This window comes from Chloroflexota bacterium, from assembly GCA_026710945.1.
Classification (GTDB): Bacteria; Chloroflexota; UBA11872; order VXOZ01; family VXOZ01; genus VXOZ01.
In genome coordinates, this window is the sequence record JAPOQA010000064.1 from 1 (window position 1) to 16,852 (window position 16,852).

Annotated in this window: 12 protein-coding genes; 11 read left to right on the forward strand and 1 reads right to left on the reverse strand. The window is 59.7% G+C overall.

All coding sequences use genetic code 11. The annotated features are described in order from the left end of the window. Positions 1 to 365: 365 nt before the first annotated feature. Positions 366 to 1,415, reverse strand: coding sequence for a hypothetical protein (locus OXE05_13205; protein MCY4438275.1), 1,050 nt, complete (start codon positions 1,413 to 1,415; stop codon positions 366 to 368). A 384-nt stretch (positions 1,416 to 1,799) separates the two neighbouring features. Here OXE05_13205 and OXE05_13210 point away from each other — a divergent pair, with 384 nt between their 5' ends. The 11 genes from OXE05_13210 (at position 1,800) to OXE05_13260 (ending at position 16,842) form a co-directional block, all read left to right on the forward strand. Further along, positions 1,800 to 2,579: a metallophosphoesterase family protein gene (locus tag OXE05_13210; protein MCY4438276.1), complete on the forward strand. Its 780-nt coding sequence runs from the start codon at positions 1,800 to 1,802 to the stop codon at positions 2,577 to 2,579. 469 nt (positions 2,580 to 3,048) lie between these two features. Further along, a complete protein-coding gene (gene hisD / locus OXE05_13215) occupies positions 3,049 to 4,380 on the forward strand; it encodes a histidinol dehydrogenase (protein ID MCY4438277.1) in 1,332 nt (443 codons plus the stop codon). A 215-nt stretch (positions 4,381 to 4,595) separates the two neighbouring features. Continuing rightward, positions 4,596 to 5,063, forward strand: a complete 468-nt coding sequence (locus tag OXE05_13220) for an ureidoglycolate lyase (GenBank protein ID MCY4438278.1) — start codon at positions 4,596 to 4,598, stop codon at positions 5,061 to 5,063. A 403-nt stretch (positions 5,064 to 5,466) separates the two neighbouring features. Continuing rightward, a complete protein-coding gene (gene hisB / locus OXE05_13225; protein MCY4438279.1) occupies positions 5,467 to 6,060 on the forward strand; it encodes an imidazoleglycerol-phosphate dehydratase HisB in 594 nt (197 codons plus the stop codon). A 34-nt stretch (positions 6,061 to 6,094) separates the two neighbouring features. After that, positions 6,095 to 7,198 (forward strand): AAA family ATPase, encoded by a 1,104-nt coding sequence (locus OXE05_13230; GenBank protein MCY4438280.1) that lies wholly within the window; start codon positions 6,095 to 6,097, stop codon positions 7,196 to 7,198. Continuing rightward, complete coding sequence (locus OXE05_13235) at positions 7,198 to 7,830, forward strand: hypothetical protein (GenBank protein ID MCY4438281.1); 633 nt, start codon at positions 7,198 to 7,200, stop codon at positions 7,828 to 7,830. Before OXE05_13230 ends, OXE05_13235 begins: the two co-directional genes overlap by 1 nt. 13 nt (positions 7,831 to 7,843) lie before the next feature. Continuing rightward, entirely contained in the window at positions 7,844 to 9,088 is a 1,245-nt protein-coding gene (locus OXE05_13240) for a glycosyltransferase family 9 protein (protein MCY4438282.1), read from the forward strand. Then, on the forward strand, positions 9,085 to 10,266 hold the full coding sequence (locus OXE05_13245) for a glycosyltransferase family 9 protein (protein ID MCY4438283.1): 1,182 nt from the start codon (positions 9,085 to 9,087) through the stop codon (positions 10,264 to 10,266). The genes OXE05_13240 and OXE05_13245 overlap by 4 nt, the downstream gene beginning before the upstream one ends. 577 nt (positions 10,267 to 10,843) lie before the next feature. After that, on the forward strand, positions 10,844 to 11,869 hold the full coding sequence (locus OXE05_13250) for a Gfo/Idh/MocA family oxidoreductase (GenBank protein MCY4438284.1): 1,026 nt from the start codon (positions 10,844 to 10,846) through the stop codon (positions 11,867 to 11,869). 382 nt (positions 11,870 to 12,251) lie between these two features. Next, the gene (dgoD, locus tag OXE05_13255) at positions 12,252 to 13,397 is read left to right on the forward strand and encodes a galactonate dehydratase (GenBank protein ID MCY4438285.1); all 1,146 of its coding nucleotides are present in this window, start codon (positions 12,252 to 12,254) and stop codon (positions 13,395 to 13,397) included. A 430-nt stretch (positions 13,398 to 13,827) separates the two neighbouring features. Beyond that, entirely contained in the window at positions 13,828 to 16,842 is a 3,015-nt protein-coding gene (locus OXE05_13260; protein ID MCY4438286.1) for a PQQ-binding-like beta-propeller repeat protein, read from the forward strand. Positions 16,843 to 16,852 lie beyond the last annotated feature (10 nt).

Sequence of the window (16,852 nt, forward strand, 5' to 3'; positions counted from 1 at the left end):
TCCCTCTCCTAGAGGAGATGAGCAGTTCCCTCTCCTAGAGGAGATGAGCAGTTCCCTCTCCTAGAGGAGATGAGCAGTTCCCTCTCCTAGAGGAGATGAGCAGTTCCCTCTCCTAGAGGAGGTGAGCAGTTCCCTCTCCTGGGGGAGAGGGTAAGGGTGAGGGCGAGGGTTGGTGAATAGCGTCCCGAAGGCGTCCCACTAGACACCTTCGCGAAACGCACCGCGCCTCGTGTCCCCGGTAGCGCAGGCCCCGTGACAGACTCTGTGCTGAGCACTTCGACAGGCTCAGCACTTGGCTGCCGGAGTCCTCAGGGCTAGTTTGAAACCTGCGCCACTTGCGAATCCTGCTAGCCTCTTCTCCTTACCTACAGTCCTTCCATACAGTTATGCGTGCCTGCCAGGGTGTCCTTGGCACGAATGATCAAAGCGGTGTGGTCGTGGACCAGGCGGTTCATGCCGTCGAGACGTTTAGCCGCAATGTCCGGCGCGTCAGTGCTGGCAATTGGAATGCGGTCATACAGCAAGCCCGTACCGCCGATCTTCTCGGAAGCGTTATCGAACAGGAGCTTGACCATCTTGGGGCCGGGGGCCACGTCTGAGACGACCGCGGTCTCTCGCCCGGATTCGATCTTGGGGAAAAGCAGTGAGAGTCGCGGATTCACAATTTCGTCGAATTCCGGCGCAACCGGCGCCAGGTCCACCGCCAGCTTGTGCGCCCACACGTTCTTGACATCAGGCAAGTCCAGATCAAGCCGCTCTACCGCTTCCGGAAAATCATGGACAAAGTTGCCTTGGCGAATGTTGTCCACCAGCGAACCCTTATGGAAGACCACGTTGCTGCCGCGGAATTCCAAGTGTGTCATCTCCGTACTGAATACCTGATAACCGCGCCGCAGCCCTTCCAACAGAAAGACCGTTTTGCCTGCACCGGCCCCGCCGACCACGAGCATCAGCTCGTTTTGCTCAGGCAGGTACAGGGCGGAAGCATGGAAGCTAAAGATGTTGAACCGTCGTTCCAGCACCACCAGCGCAAAGCGAAAGAACAGTCCCAGGTTGCCGAAGAGCGAGCAGCGCCGGTCTGAGCACGCGGCCTCCAGTGCGCTGAAGTCCGCTACGGCGATGATCTCGTCCGTACCAACATGCACATACGGTGACGCCTGGGGCACGTCCAGGATGAACATGCGGGCATCCAGCGGCTCGGCGTAGGGAATCTCCGGCACCTCGTGCACGTTCGTCACGAGCGACTGGATCACCGTGCGGCTCTCAAAGAACTCTGGGTTGCTGATAAGCTGCCGGTTGTTGGAGACCAACCCAAACCGCGCCTGCAGGACCCGCACCGCACGCCGGGCCAAGCCAGCATGCTCCGGCTCTTTTGCCAAGGATGAACTGAAAGAGTTAGCTTGCTCGACGTTCATTGAGGTGGAATCCCCTATCCACACGCGGCCGGCCTCAGTGGTCAGCCGAGCACAGGCAACCGCGCCGCCTCCCGGGTAGCGTAGGTTTGTAACCTGAGCTTAGCCGTCGCGGCAGCCGCCCACAGTGCTGCCACTCTAGCACGGCAATGGGACTCGTACAAGGTTAACGAAAGCTGCCACCGTCCCAAGAAATGGTCCCAGGCTCGCGCTAGTAAATGAGAATTCACGTCGAGGCAGACTAATGGATGCCCCTTGGCAGTACGTAGACACGCATCACCAAATCTACTTCGTGACCATTCGCAACTTTAGAAACTCGTGCGGTACACTGGAAAGGCAATCTATGCACGGTCTATTCACTGTCATCAACCCTCCCGGACGGTATCCATGCGTCTTGCTGTTCTCGCCGACATTCACGGCAACATTCACGCCCTTGAAGCAGTGCTCGCGGACCTGCGGGGGCAGCGGCCCGACACTATCGCGGTGTTGGGCGATAGCGTGGTGAAATTTGCGCACAACCGTGCTGTGTTGGAGGCGTTGGACGCTCTTCCCCACGTGGGCATTGCCGGAAACATGGAGCGGGGCTTGCAGATGCTGCTTGGCGACGAGTGCGCCGAATTGACGCAGTATGACATCGGCAAAGGGGTGCAGTATCTCAAACGGCAGGCGCTCGCAGAGCTCGGGGTGGAGCGCGTGGCGCAGTTTCGCGACCTTCCGACCGAACGATCTCTGACTCTGCTGGAGAACCAGGATACATTGCTTTGTCACGGCTCGCCGGGCCACCTCACTAAGTCTATCTATCCCGCGCCAGATGCCGCGCCGCCGGGTCCGGATCAGCCAACCACGACGGATGGTGAACTTCACGACAAACTACAGGATGTCACCGCTCGCCTCGTGCTCTGTGCCCATAGCCACCGGCGCGTGGAACGCCGCTATAATGGAATACTGGTGGTCAATCCCGGCGGGGTCGCCCATACGTACGAACGGAAGCATGATGCGCGCGCCTGCTACGCGGTATTGACGCATGCCGGCGGCGACTGGGACGTGGAATTCCGCCTGGTGCCCTACGACGGCGATCGCGCGGTGCGGGAGATGCTGGCAGCCGTGCCGCCGGCTGCCGACAGCGCCCGCCGCTATTTGGAACGCATTGCGGAGTACGTCGTCTGAGTGCCTAAGAGATATGAGAACTCATTTGCCAGTTGCGCGGCTAGTTCCTGCAGAATCCTCGTAGCGCGGGGGCTTGTCCCCCGCTCTTGCATGGGAACATCGCGGCACTGGTCCAGGCACCCGTCGTCGTCAAGAATGCGCAGGGCACAGAAGATGGATTCCGTGCCCCCGCACGGGGGCGAGCCTGCGCGGGCATGACGGATCGCGGCTGTCCATGATGCGTTCGGAGTGCTGCTAGACCCATGGGGTCAAGTGCGGTACGTAGCGCGGGGGCTTGTCCCCCGCTCCTGGATGGGAACATTGTCGCGCTGGTCCAGATTCCCGTGGTCGTTAGAAACACACAGAGCACAGAAGATGGATTCCGTGCCCCCGCACGGGGGCGAGCCTGCGCGGGAATGGCGGATTACGAGGGGGCTTATCCCCTTCCTGAAGGTACAATCTAGTCGCCAATTCAACCAAGGTATCGAACATGCCGGTCACTCGCATCGTCACCGATCTTGTAGAAGCACAAGAGACCGTGCTCAAGCGCACGCCGCTGGGCAGCGAAGAGATGCCCGCGCCGGTGGCGGCGCGCATTCGCGAGGTCTTCGGCGCCGACCTTACACCCGGAGAAGTGGTCGACCGCATTCTGGCGGACGTCCAGGCCGAAGGCGACACTGCCCTGGCACGTTACCTGCAGCACTTCGATGGCGTCGTGCCGGAGCCGTTGGAAGTTACGCCGGAGGAGATTGCCGCGGCGCGTGAGCACGTGGACGACGCGCTCTGGGAAGTGCTGGAACTCGCTGCAGCTCGGATCGCTGCGTACCATGAACGCCAGCGGCGCAATTCCTGGATGGACTTTGCTACGGGCCTCGGCGAGATGATACGTCCTCTGCAACGGGTAGGCCTCTATTCGCCGGGCACGGAACGCGTCTATCCGTCGTCGGTGCTGATGTCGGCGGTACCGGCGCGTGTGGCAGGCGTGGAGGAGATAATCCTCGCCACCCCGTGCCGTCCCGACGGCAGCGTGCATCCGCTCAAGGTCGCCGCCGCCGCGGTGGCAGGCGTACACAGAATCTTCAAGATAAGCGGCGCGCAGGCCGTTGCGGCCCTGGCGTTCGGCACCGCACAGGTGCCCAGGGTGGACAAAATCCTCGGCCCCGGCAATATCTTTGTAATTCTGGCGAAGCAAAGAGTGTACGGCCAAGTAGGCATCGACCAACTCCCCGGGCCGACCGAAACAGTCATCGTGGCCGATGCCGCGGCTGATCCGGCAGAGGCGGCGGCTGATCTGCTCGCTCAAGCGGAGCATGATTTTCTGGCAACACCGCTGCTCATCACGGATTCCGCCGCTCTCGCCGCGCGCGTTGAACAAGAACTGGCTGCGCAACTGGCTAACCTGCCGCGCCAGGCAGAAGCCGCCTATTCGCTGCTGCACAACGGCGGCATCGTGGTAGTGGACGATCTGGAGACGGCCGTTGACGCCGCCAGCGCCTTCGCGCCCGAGCATCTGTGCCTGCTCACTCAGGAGCCGTGGCAATGGGTCGGGAAGATCCGCAATGCCGGCGGCATCTTCGTCGGCAGCGCCTCGCCGGAGGTGTTGGGCGATTACATCGCCGGTCCGAGCCACATCATGCCGGTAGGCGGCACGGCCCGCTTCTCTTCCCCGCTCACCGTCCAGGAATTCTATAAGAGCACCAGCATCGTCGCGCTCGACTCCGAGACCGCCGCCGCCATCGCCGAGCCCGCCGCCGCGTTGGCCGAGGCGGAAGGCTTCTTCGCACATGCCCGGGCCGCGCGCAGACGGGCGCAACAAACTTAAGCGCAGTTTGCGTTTTCCCGTCTCGTTCTTGCGTGGATTCCAAGTCTTCCACACTGGCAGGGGGAAGTCGTTGTATTAGACTCTCGTTCCCGTGCCCTGGGCTTGGTAATCAGGGCCAATGCAAGGAACGTGCAGCAACTTGTGACTACACCTATGAAGTACGTATCATAGGAACAAGCGAAAAAACCCGCCAGGCAAGAGAAACGAGGCATACCATGCGCGTGATAACCCTCAAGCCGCAGCCACTCACCCCGGAAGGCTTTGCGCCCTTCGGAAATATTCTCACTCTGGATCGCTCCGAGATTGTTTGCACAGATGGTGTGCTTACGGCGCGCATCACCCATGCGCCATTGCGCGACCTCAGTGCAGAGCAACCGCATTTCCTGAACCGCCACATGGAAGAGACTCAGGTCTTTGTGCCATTGGGCGGTAAGGACGGCCTCTTCTTCGTAGGGCCTCCCAGCGAGACGCCGGAATCCTTCGATCCAGATAGGGTAGCGCTCTTTCACTTTCCCGGTAGCTGCGCGATCCGCATGCACGTGGGCACGTGGCACGTGGCCCCCTTTGCGGTGTCCGATCCGATCGACTACATCAATATCCAAGGCGACAAGGTACGTCACTACACGGACGGGTACGACTTCAAGGAGCGCGACAACCTGGTATTTCAGTTCGACTTGAGTTAAGGGGGCGCAGGCGGACGCCAGCGGGAACAGTTGACCGTCATTCCCGCTTGCGCGGGAATCCATCTTTGCAGTGTGCTGGGCCGGAGCAATCCTGAGATGCGAGCCTCGGTTTAGGTACTTAGGGATTGTGATGCCGGTTTCGGCAATCCCGCGCCATCGCAAGGACACTGTCGTCAGTTGGAAGTTCGCAGAGCCATGCAATTGTCACCCCGAACAGAGTGCGGAGTCTAAGACGCCGCCGGTAGGGCAGCGGTGGCAGTAAGGGAGAACTCTGGATTCCTCGCTCCGCTCGGAATGACACGTGAAATGTGTCGCAGGGTTCGACATGCTGCCGCAACGCTCCCACACCTAGGTGGCTGCTGGGTACTCACACAGAATATATATCGCCGTAGAAAGTGCCCCAATGACACGCACGGGACAGCACACACGACAGACGCAAGAGACCAACGTGGCCGTTTCGATTACGTTGGACGGCGCCGGCGCTGCGAGTATCGCTACCGGGATCGGTATGCTCGACCACATGCTCACCCAGCTTAGCACCCACGGACTCTTCGATTTGGAGGTGCACGCCAGCGGGGACTTGGAGGTAGATTCGCACCATACCGTCGAAGATGTCGCGATCTGTCTCGGTCGAGCGCTCGACGCGGCCTTGGGCGACAAAACCGGCATCACCCGCATGGGCTGGGCCTGCGTCCCCATGGACGAGGCTTTGGCCCTGGTGTCCGTGGACCTGAGCGGGCGCGGAGCGGCGTCCGTGGATGTGCCTTTCACCGGCTATAAGCTCGGCACTTTGCAGAGCGAGATGATCGGCCACTTTCTCGATACCTTCGCGGTGCAGGGTCAATTCACGCTGCACGCGCGCCTGCTGGCCGGCGCAAACGATCATCACAAGGCCGAGGCGGTCTTCAAAGCCCTCGCCCGCGCGCTGTCGCAGGCCGTCCAACCAGACCCCCGCCGCCAACACTCCGTGCCCAGCAGCAAGGGATCATTGGAGTAGAGAAGCTACCCGTGCCTGCATTGGAGAAAGTCTAATGTTACGCAAGTTTTCGGTGCGGAACTTCCGCTGCTTGCAAAACCTCGATATCGAGCCGTTGGCGCGAGTCAATCTCATCGTGGGTGAGAACAACGTCGGCAAGACGGCCTTGCTAGAGGCGCTCAATATTCACTGTGCTCCTAACTCCCCGGAGAGGGTTTTCGGCGTGAACTTCTTCCGTGGTGCAGGGGGTAACAATGCAGAGCATTGGAATGAGTTGAGTTGGCTGTTCCACGCTAGGCAAACGTCCACTGACATTACGTTGCAGAGCGACCACGGCGGGTCGGGCGAGGGCGCATTGCGGATAAGATTCGTCCAACCTGAAGAGCGCTCGCTGCTGCCTGCTGATGCGAATGGTGCTCTCAAGACTGAGTTGCACTTGGGCGCGGCCAACGCGTCCTCAAACGAGCTAATTCTCGAATACATGGATAGCGAGGGGAAAGAATACACCTCTCATGCGCGCCTAACGCCGCAGGAGACATTGTCTTCTTCTGCGAATGTGGATCCTTTCGAGATCAAGTTCTCCTCATCAAGTATTGACCCATACGGACCTGCCATTCTTGTGCCTAAGTATCCGCGCTTCCCAGAGGTTTATGCGGAACAATATAGCGCTCTAGTTGAGGCTGGACGAGAAGCTGAAGTTTTGCCACCCTTGCAAGCGCTAGATCCTCGCATCCAGCGTCTCGAATTGCTCTATCGTTTAAACAGGCCTGTATTCTACGCTGATACCGGTAACGTACCGCTCATGCCGCTTCTGCACATGGGGGAGGGAATCGCCCACGTACTCTCTTGGCTGCTGGCGATCAAGACCATAAAGAACGGCACTATACTGATTGATGAGTTCGAGAATGGACTATACTATACGGCACTTGTGGATGTTTGGAAGGCAATTAGTGCCGCTGCACGAGAATCGAACTTGCAGGTCTTCGCGACGACCCATAGCTGGGAGTGTGTCCTAGCGGCCCACCGCGCTTTTGTGGAAAGCAATGAGTACGACTTTCGCCTGCACCGCCTGGAGCGCAGGGATGGCAAGGTGATTGCGCTGACGTATGACGAAGAGCAATTGGCGACCTCGATTCACGCCAATCTAGAGGTGCGCTAATGGCCGAAGTGGCAAATGCTGGTGCGGATCGGCAGGAAATCTCGCGGAGCAAGCTGCTCTTGGTAGAAGGAGAGAATGAGCGCCGGTTCTTTGTGGCTCTTCTTCGCCGCTTAGAGCTTTCAGATGCAGTACAGGTCTTGAACTATGGAGGAAAAACCCAGTTACGGCCTTTGCTCTCTACGTTACACCTTGCTCCAGGATATTCAGACTTGACCGCGCTCGGCGTCACACGCGATGCAGATGAGTCCTTTGCCTCCGCATTTCAATCAATCTGTAATTCGCTCGGCAACGCCGGACTGGGCGTTCCAGATCAAACCCGCGCGCCTACGTCAGCCACGCCCAGCGTTTCGGTGTTCGTTCTCCCCGATTGTTCCAGTCCCGGAATGCTCGAGACACTATGTCTTTCTGCGATGCAAGATGACCCGGCGATGCCGTGCGTGGAACAATATTTTCAATGCCTTGAGGAGAGTGCGAGTATACCTTCTAAGAATCCCGACAAGGCACGCGCCCATGCCTTCTTGGCCTCACGTTCCAAGCCAGAGCTACGTGTCGGCGAAGCGGCAGAAGCCGGGTATTGGCAATTGGACTCGCCGGTCTATTATCCGCTGAAGAGCTTTCTGCTAGCGCTGTGACAGAGGCGTAGGCATGGGCAGAGAGGTATCTTCAACAATAACACCTAATGTTCCTCACCCTTTGCCCAGCACGCTCTTGCCGCGGGAGTCGACGGCGAAGCGCTGGGCGCGGCGCGGGCTGCTGCGAACGCTGGCATTCTTTCGCCCGTATCGCTTTCCTGCTGCTTACGCCGACCGCATCCTGGTAATTCGTCCCGACCATATTGGTGACGTGCTGCTGATCACGCCCGCGTTGCGGCTGCTGCGCCGGGCGTTTCCTGAGACTGAGATTACGGCGCTGGTGGGTCCGTGGTCGGAAGCGGTGCTGGCACGAAACCCGCAGATCGACCGGCTTGAGGTCTGCCGTTTTCCCGGCTTTGAGCGCAGCCAACCGCAGCAGGGCCTGCGCGCCTACACGCAACTCCGGCGTGAAGCCGCGCGCCTGCGTGGAGAGGATTACCAGCTAGCCCTTAACCTCCGAGCGGACTTCTGGTGGGGCGCGGCGCTGGCCGCGTTTGCCGGTATTCCCTACGTGTGGGGATTCAGCGAGCCGGAGTGCGCGCCGTTCCTCACCCATGCGTTGCCGGTACAGCGTGACGAGCACCAAGCGGCCGGCAACCTACGCTTGACCCGCGCCGCCGCGACCGTTGGCGTCCCGGTAGAAGATGTCGGCACACACCTAGAGTTCGACTGCACGCACGACGACGCACAGGCGGCTGAAGAGCTTCTGCGCGCAGCTAACGTGAATTCAGACGCCACACTTATCGCCATTCACCCGGGTTCCGGCGCGCCAATCAAGCATTGGTCCGCCACCGGCTGGCACGCTGTAGGCAACGAATTAGCGCAAGACGACCGCGTACACTTTCTCGTATCTTCCGGTCCCGCTGAGCAAGACCTTGCCCGGGAAGTCGCCGCCGGTCTGCCGCCAGGTCGCACCGTGTTGGTCCAAGAGACCTCACTCGGCGTATTGGCAGCACTCTACGCCCGCTGCTCATTGGTGATGGGGCCCGATTCCGGCCCCTTGCACCTCGCGGTTGCGGTGGGCGCGCCCAGTGTGACCCTCTACGGTGCGAGCGATCCCGTGCGGTTCGGTCCGTGGGGGCCTGCCGAACGGCACCGCACGGTAGCTTCCACCATCCCTTGTCGACACTGCGGATACCTAGCGTTGCCCGCTGCGGCCCTATCGCAGCACCCGTGCATGCAATTCATAGATCCGGCAGCGGTAACGGCAGTGGCGCGAGAGCTGCTGGAACAAACCGTAACGAGCACTCACCCATGAGTTCTTCACTCAAACACCTTGCACGCCGCGCCGCTGGGGTAGTGCTTTGGATCGTTTGCGCCGCTCTGGCTCTGATCGCCCGGCTCCGTCACGGGCAGGATTCCTATCGACCGGATAGCGTTGAGCGCATTCTCATCATCCGGCTTGATCTCATCGGCGACCTCCTATTCTCGGTACCTGCTATTCGCAACACTCGTCAGCGGTTTCCGCACGCGAGACTTGACGTGCTCGTGGCCCCCAACACCGCGCCACTCCTCGCCGAGTGCCCCTACATCAACCATGTCTACACTCTGGACACCCACACGCTAACCCACCTTCCCGGCTTTCTCTCTCTCAGCCGGTGGCGGCAGGCATGGCGGCTCATCCGCACCTTGCGCGCTCAGCGGTATGAACTCTGCTTGAGCCTCTACGGTGTGCCTGCGGCGACCGTTAGCCTCTTGACCGGCGCGCCACAGCGGGCGGGTTTCGCCGACGAAGCGCCGCCGGGCAGCTTTACCCTTCGTGCAACGGGTAGTCGCCTGCCGCAGGACCGTCACGAGGTGCATTGTTCCCTGGCGGTGGCGCAAGCGGCCGGCGCCGCAACCACACCCGACCGCATGGAAGCCTGGGTGAGCGCGGCCGACCGCGCCTGGGCTGAAGGGACCTTAGCTACGGATGGTAACGCGCTCTGGGTTGCCTGTGGACACGGCGCGCGGAACGGCTATGCTAAGATCTGGCCGCGGCGCCACTGGGTCGGCCTCATAGATCAACTGCAGAAAACGGGGTATCGTGCCGTACTCGTGGGAGGGCCTGAGGAAGTAGAGGAGGCGGCGGCAATTGCGCATGCCTGTGAAAGCGCGCCCCTGGTGCTGACCGGCAAGACGACGCTGGGGCAACTGGCAGCGGTGCTTGCGCAGGTCACACTCATGGTAGGCAGCGACAGCGGACCCCTGCACCTCGCTGTGGCGCTGGGCACAAGCGTCGTCGGCCTGTACGGTGCCACGAGTCCGGTGCGCTATGGACCCTTCGGACAGCCCGACGCCGTGCGGCGACACCCGATATTTTGCAGTCCCTGCTACCGGCCGGAGACCGGACAACCTGCTACCTGCCGCTACGGCACGGTGGAGTGCATGGAAGAACTGGAACCGGAGCAGGTGCTGGCGGGGGAGCACGCTGCAATTGGCGATGCGGAACAGTAGAATAGGTGCAAGGTGCACCAGCGAGGAAGCGCCATCTGGAGCGGGCGTCCGGCGTGCTTGGGATGGCAGAGGTTGTTGATCCTATTTCTAACTATCAGGGTATGCTCTTGCGAGCAATGCAGCCGGAGTGAGGGAGCTTGTGACGGTTTCCGGTCAGCGCAGAACACAGGTTTCAAACCTGTGCTACCGGAGAAGACTGGGATGTACCACGTCAATCGAGGCAGGGAGTTGGGACGTATCCGTGTAGCGCGGGGGCTTGTCCCCCGCCTCCTAAGGCGACTGACGGGCGGATTCATGCCCACTCTACAAACAGGACTGTGCAACGCAAAGACATACAGGAGAAACATCGGCGGTATACGTAGCCACGCTCTGCCATCGCAAATGCACAGGTTGCAAACCTGTGCTACCGGAGAAGACGGGCATGTGCCGCGTTTCTCGCGGCAGGAAGATGGGACGAATCTGTGTAGCGCGGGGGCTTGTCCCCCGCCTCTTCGGGCAGGAAGCAGGCGGGAATGCGGTAACTACAGACGAAAAACTGGGCAAAGGAAAGACTTGAACCAAAGGAGAGAAGAAAACTATGCGCGCAGCAGTCATGGGCATGCGGCACGGACACATCAGCGAGTTTGTACGGGCCGTAGAGGAAAATGAGGCGGTAAGCCTAGTCGGTATCGCGGAAGACGAGCCGACGGTTCGTGCCAGAATAGAGTCCGAGCACAGCGTGCCGGTATATGCGGACTTTGAAGAATTGCTCGACAAAGAGCAGCCGCAAGTTGTCGGTGTCGCCAGGACGAACGCCACGAAATTCCTGGCGCTCACCGCCTGCCTGGAACGCGGCATCAACGTGATTGCCGATAAGCCGCTGCTCACGGAGATGGGACAACTTGAGCAGGTGCGGGCTGCTAATGTTCTCGGCAAGGCGCGCCTTGGCATGATGCTAAGCCAGCGCTTCTCCGCGCCCCACCGGGCCCTAAAGGCGCAGGTGGAAGCCGGAGACTTTGGCGAGATTGTGCACATGTACGGCTTCGGTCCCCACAAGCTACGTCCCCATACGCGCAATCCGTGGGAACTTGACGCGGCGCAGAACGGCGGGGTGTTGGTTGATCTTGGCGTGCACTACTTCGATTCGCTGCGGTGGTTCTCCGGCCAGGAGCCGGTGCGCGTGGCTGCGGCGCAAGGCAATACGCGCTTTCCGGAGCTGCCCCAACTCTACGACCACGCCCACGCGCTCATGGAATTCGACGGCGGCATGAAAGGCCTCGTGGTCGCCGACTGGCTCACGCCCGACGCTGCGCCCTATCACGGCGACTACCGTCTCTACGTCACCGGCACGCGCGGCACGGCGGAGATCGCGACCGCCGGCACACTGGAGCCCTCCGGCCCCAACAAACAGGGCGGCGTGCGTGTGGTGCTGAATGATAAGGAACCCTTCGACCTGGACGTCCCGCCACTGCAACACACGCCTACCAGCGACTTTCTGGAGGCGCTTGTCAACGACCGCGAACCCTACGGCAGCGCGGAAGAGGTGCTCCGCACGATGGAGGTGACGCTGCACGCCAAGGCCGCGGCAGAGAGCGGCGATTGGGTGAGCATTCCGGCGAAGTGAACAAGGAATTTGGCCACGATACATCTCTCGCGGTGATGTGCTACACCGTTAGGACTTGCTGACAGCCACTGTCATTCCTGAAAGTGTTGCGTAATTCAGTGACAAGTCCTCTCCCTAATTGGCAGTGTTAGCAGGTCATGTCATTCCGAGCGCAGCGAGGAATCTAGAGTGTGTGCAGTTCATTCTCCACCATGCGAGAAGAAGATCCGGTGAGGGTGAGCGTGCAGGTTTTCGTGGCTGCGTGCTACTTTGCGTGGCACCGAACAATGGCAACGGATGAAGATTAATTCCCGTTTTCACGGGATTGACGGACTATTCGCTGTTACACTCAGGAGTCAGTGGCAAGCCAACACATCCTTTACCTGACAATAGGAGAGTTGCCATGCGTATAACCGCAGTAGACACCTTCATCATGTGGGGGAACCCGCGCAATTGGGTCTTTGTGAAGATCTCCACCGACGAGCCGGAGCTCTACGGCTGGGGCGAGGCGACGTTGGAAGGCAAAGACGCCACGGTGCAGACCGCCATCGGACAGCTCGGCGAGACTCTCATCGGCAAGGACCCGCTGGAGACCGAACGCCTCTGGCAGTCGCTTTACAAGGACGGCTTCTGGAAAGGCGGTGTGGTAATCAACACCGCCATTTCGGGTATAGACCAAGCCCTATGGGATATCAAGGGCAAGCACTACGGCGCGCCGGTCTATCAGTTGCTCGGCGGGCCCGCCCGCGACCGCATTCGCCTCTACACCCACGTCGGCATTTACGAGGCCCACCGCATAGCGACGGAGGCGCAGCAGCACGTGGCGGCCGGCTTTACCGCTCTGAAGACCGGCGCGTGGGCCACGGATGAGCACATGGGCGACTTTCAGCACGCGGCGCTATTGGGCGAACGCATTGCCATCCTGCGTCAAGCTGTCGGTCAAGACGTAGACCTCATGATCGACAACCACGGCAAGAGCCGACCGGCGCAAGCCATTCGCCAACTGCACGCCGTCAAGGACAGCCGCATCACCTTCTTCGAGGAGCCGGTGCCGCCCGACAACATCGAAGCCTTTCGGCCCGTGCGCGAGACGGCCCGCGAGCTGGGCATCGACCTGGCCACCGGCGAACGCTACTTCACCAAATGGCAGTTCGCGCCCCTGCTGGCGGGCCAATACGTGGACGTGATCCAGCCTGACCTGTGCCATGCAGGCGGCATCACCGAGGTGAAGAAGATTGCCGCGCTGGCCGAGGTGCACCACGTGCTCGTGGCGCCGCACAATCCCCAGGGGCCGCTCTCCACCGCCGCCGCGGCCCACATCGGCATGAGCGTGCCCAACTACCTCATGCTGGAATACGTCCCCAGCCAACCCTACCGCGATAAGGTGGTCAAGGAACCGTGGCAGATTCAAGACGGCTACCTGCACGTGCCGGAACGCCCGGGCCTAGGTGTCGACCTCGACGAAGACGTCATCGCCGCCAACCCGCCCCGCAGCTTCGCGTATTTCAAAAACCTCCGCGACGACACCGGCGCGGTGATGGATGTCTAGAGTGAAGACAGGTTGCACACATCGTCTGGCAAAGTTGATTTGGGCTTCAAAGTATCGTGCGTAAGGATTCGTGACACCTTCTTGATCCTCCTCCAAATGGAGCGCCTAACAGATCGCGAACACACCATCGCTTACGGATGCGATGAATGTGACCGCGAGCTCAATCCCACTGTCATAGCGAACAAGCCACTACCGCTAAAGATTCAAGGCAAGTCTCGGCGCGTGGGCACTTGCGTCTTGCAGCGACAATATGTGCACCGAGTATTCCTAACTCCCTGTTTCATTGCCGAAATCGCGGAAAGTCCATGACTCGTTACAGGTGGAGTATACTACTGGTCAAGTGCAGGTTACCAATTTGAGGAGAGCGGTTCAGATGTATGGGCCCGCCCGCTTTGCCATACTCCTTTTGGTAGTCGCCGTCGTGGCGTCGATGTTGACTGCTTGCGGCCCTCCGCCCCGGCCTGATCCACTGCCACCTTATCCTTCTAAACCTTTGCCGCCCCCGCGAGTTGAGCAACCTGCTCCTCTGCTATGGGCTTACCAGCAGACTAGCGGCGGGAGAGAGTGGTTGTGGTCCAAACCAGCAGTGGCAAATGGCGTGATCTACATTGGCTCTGCTGACCGCCACGTGTATGCCCTGAACGCTAATACTGGCAACCTTCGGTGGCGATATGCTGCAGAAGCTGAGGTATGGACATCTCCAGAGGTGGAGGATGGCGTGGTTTACGTCGGCTCCGAGGATGACTACATTTATGCCATCGATGCTGACACTGGCGCACTCCACTGGCGCTATCTGACTGGTGACGATGTGTACTCATCTCCGCAAGTTGCAGACGGCGTTCTTTATGCCGGTTCCTTGGATAGCTACGTGTATGCGCTTGATGCCGCTAGCGGTGAACTCCGCTGGCGCTATCTGACCGGTGGCGGAGTTGCTTCCTCTCCAACTGTAGAAGAAGGTGTCGTCTACATCGGCTCTTGGGATGGATACTTATATGCGCTTGATGCCGTCAGGGGTGAACGATTCTGGCGCTTCTTGACAGACAGTTATGTGTCTGCACCCCCGATGGTGGTGGACGGCGCGGTCTACGTTAGTACCTGGGATGGCCATCTGTATGCATTGGAAGCTACCACTGGAGAACTGATTTGGCGCGTACATCTAGCTGGTGGTTTAGCTGCTGCCCCAGCAGCGGCTGGGGGCGAGCTCTATGTCGGGTCTCGCGATGGTTATGTTTATGCGCTCGACGCTCAAGACGGTGCGCTCCTCTGGCGCTTCCAGACGGGTGGTGAAGTGCGTACAACTCCTGTGGTGGTTGACGGAGTCATTCACTTCGGCTCACACGACAACATAGTCTATGCATTGGATGCAGCCACCGGCAAAGTGCGCTGGAGCTTCCAGACGGGGGATGAGGTGTGGTCTTCGCCCGCAATGGTTGACGGTGTAGTTTATGTAGGGTCAAACGATGGGTACGTCTACGCTCTGAATGCTGCTACCGGCGAAAGACAATGGCGTTACCTGACAGGAAAGGCAGACTACAATCCGCCAGCGGTGGGTGACGGCGTCATTTACCTCAGCTCAGGCGCCGACCACGTATATGCACTAAATGTTGCTACCAGAGGAGTGGTGTGGACGTTCCAAACCGGAGGCGTGGTGCGGTCTCCCACAAAAGCAGACAATGGCTCGGTCTACGCCCTCTCTCAAGATGGCCATATCTATGCGCTTGCAGATAAGACCGGAAAACTCCTCTGGCGCTATCAAACTGAAAGCAACGTAGATTCCTCTCCGGCAGCGAGCGACAGTGCCGTCTATGTTGGCTCACTCGACGGGCACGTATACGCTCTGGAGGCCTCGACGGGAGAACTACGCTGGCGATTCCTGACAGGCGACGGTGTATGGTCTACGCCGGCGGTGGCTGATGACTCAGTTTACGCCGTCTCCCAGGACGGATTCATGTATGCGCTTGATTCCGCGAGCGGCGAACCTCTTTGGCGTTTCCAAGCCGGCTACTTCTTGCAGTCTTCACCTGCCGTGGCTGGAGGTATGGTGTACGTGGGCTCTGATGATGGCTACGTCTACGGGATTGATGCCGCTTCCGGCGAACTTAACTGGCGTTTCGAGACGGACGGAGAAGTAAGCAGTTCCCCAACTGTGGAGGATGGCGCGGTCTATGTCGGTTCGGATGCTGGCTACATGTATGCCCTAGACGCAGCCACCGGAGAATTGATCTGGAGCACTGAGACCGGTGAATTCGTCCTTCATCCCCCGGTGGTGGAAGGAGGGGTAGTTCACGTTGGTGCGAACGCCCCCCTTTTGTATGCGCTCAATGCTGAGACCGGAAAACTGCAATGGCGCCTTGAAATGAGTGGTTCGATGCAAGCGACGCCGGTGGTCATTGCAGGCAGAATGTACGTGAGTACCGAGAATGGTCTTGTGTACGCCCTGCAAACGTCAGATTACAGACCTCCGCCTCAGCCGACTGGCGAACTGCTATGGCGCTTTGAGACGGACAGCAATGTTCTTGGTTCTGCGGAAGTGGCCGACGGTGTGGTCTACGTCGGCTCCTATGACGACCACCTTTACGCACTGGATGCTGCTAGTGGCGCACTGATTTGGCGCTTTCAGACCGGCGCAATTGTACTCTCTTCCCCAGTGGTGGCTGAGGGATCGATCTTCTTCGGCTCATATGACTCCTATGTATACGCGCTAGACGCTGAGACTGGAGAAATCCGATGGCGATTTCTGACGCGCGCGGGAATCTGGTCCTCTCCCGCGGTAAGTGATGGTGTGGTCTTTGTTGGCTCGGAGGACACCTACATTTATGCATTGGATGCCATTTCCGGCAAACGCCTTTGGCGCTTCAAAACTGAAGACCGAGTTTGGTCATCTCCAACTGTGGCTGACGGTGTGGTTTACGTGGGCTCAAATGACGGTCATCTCTACGCGCTCAATGCGGTTGACGGAGAATTGCGCTGGCGCCTTCAAGCGAACTCCCAAGTGTCTTCTTCCCCAGTGGTTTTCGAGGGAACGGTCTACGTGGGGTCAGGCGATGGCTACGTCTATGCGCTGGATGCAGTGACTGGAGATGTACGGTGGCGGTTCTTCGTAGGCGGATACATTTCATCAACCCCGGCGGTGGCTGATGGCATGGTATTTATTGGCTCAGAACGCAGCCCCGTGTATGCACTGGACGCCGCCACCGGCGAATTGCGGTGGTACTTTCGGACCAGGAGAAGGGTGCGCTCCTCTCCTGCAGTGGCGGAAGGTGTGCTATACATCGGCTCAGATGATGGGGGCATCTACGCTTTGGAATCAGCTACCGGCGAACTCTTGTGGCGCTACTCGACCACTTGGGAAGTGGTTTCCTCCCCGACAGTCGCTGATGGCGTCGTATACGTCGGCTCAAATGATGGCTACGTGTATGCGCTGAAGGCACGGCTTGGGGATTGACGGGCATGCC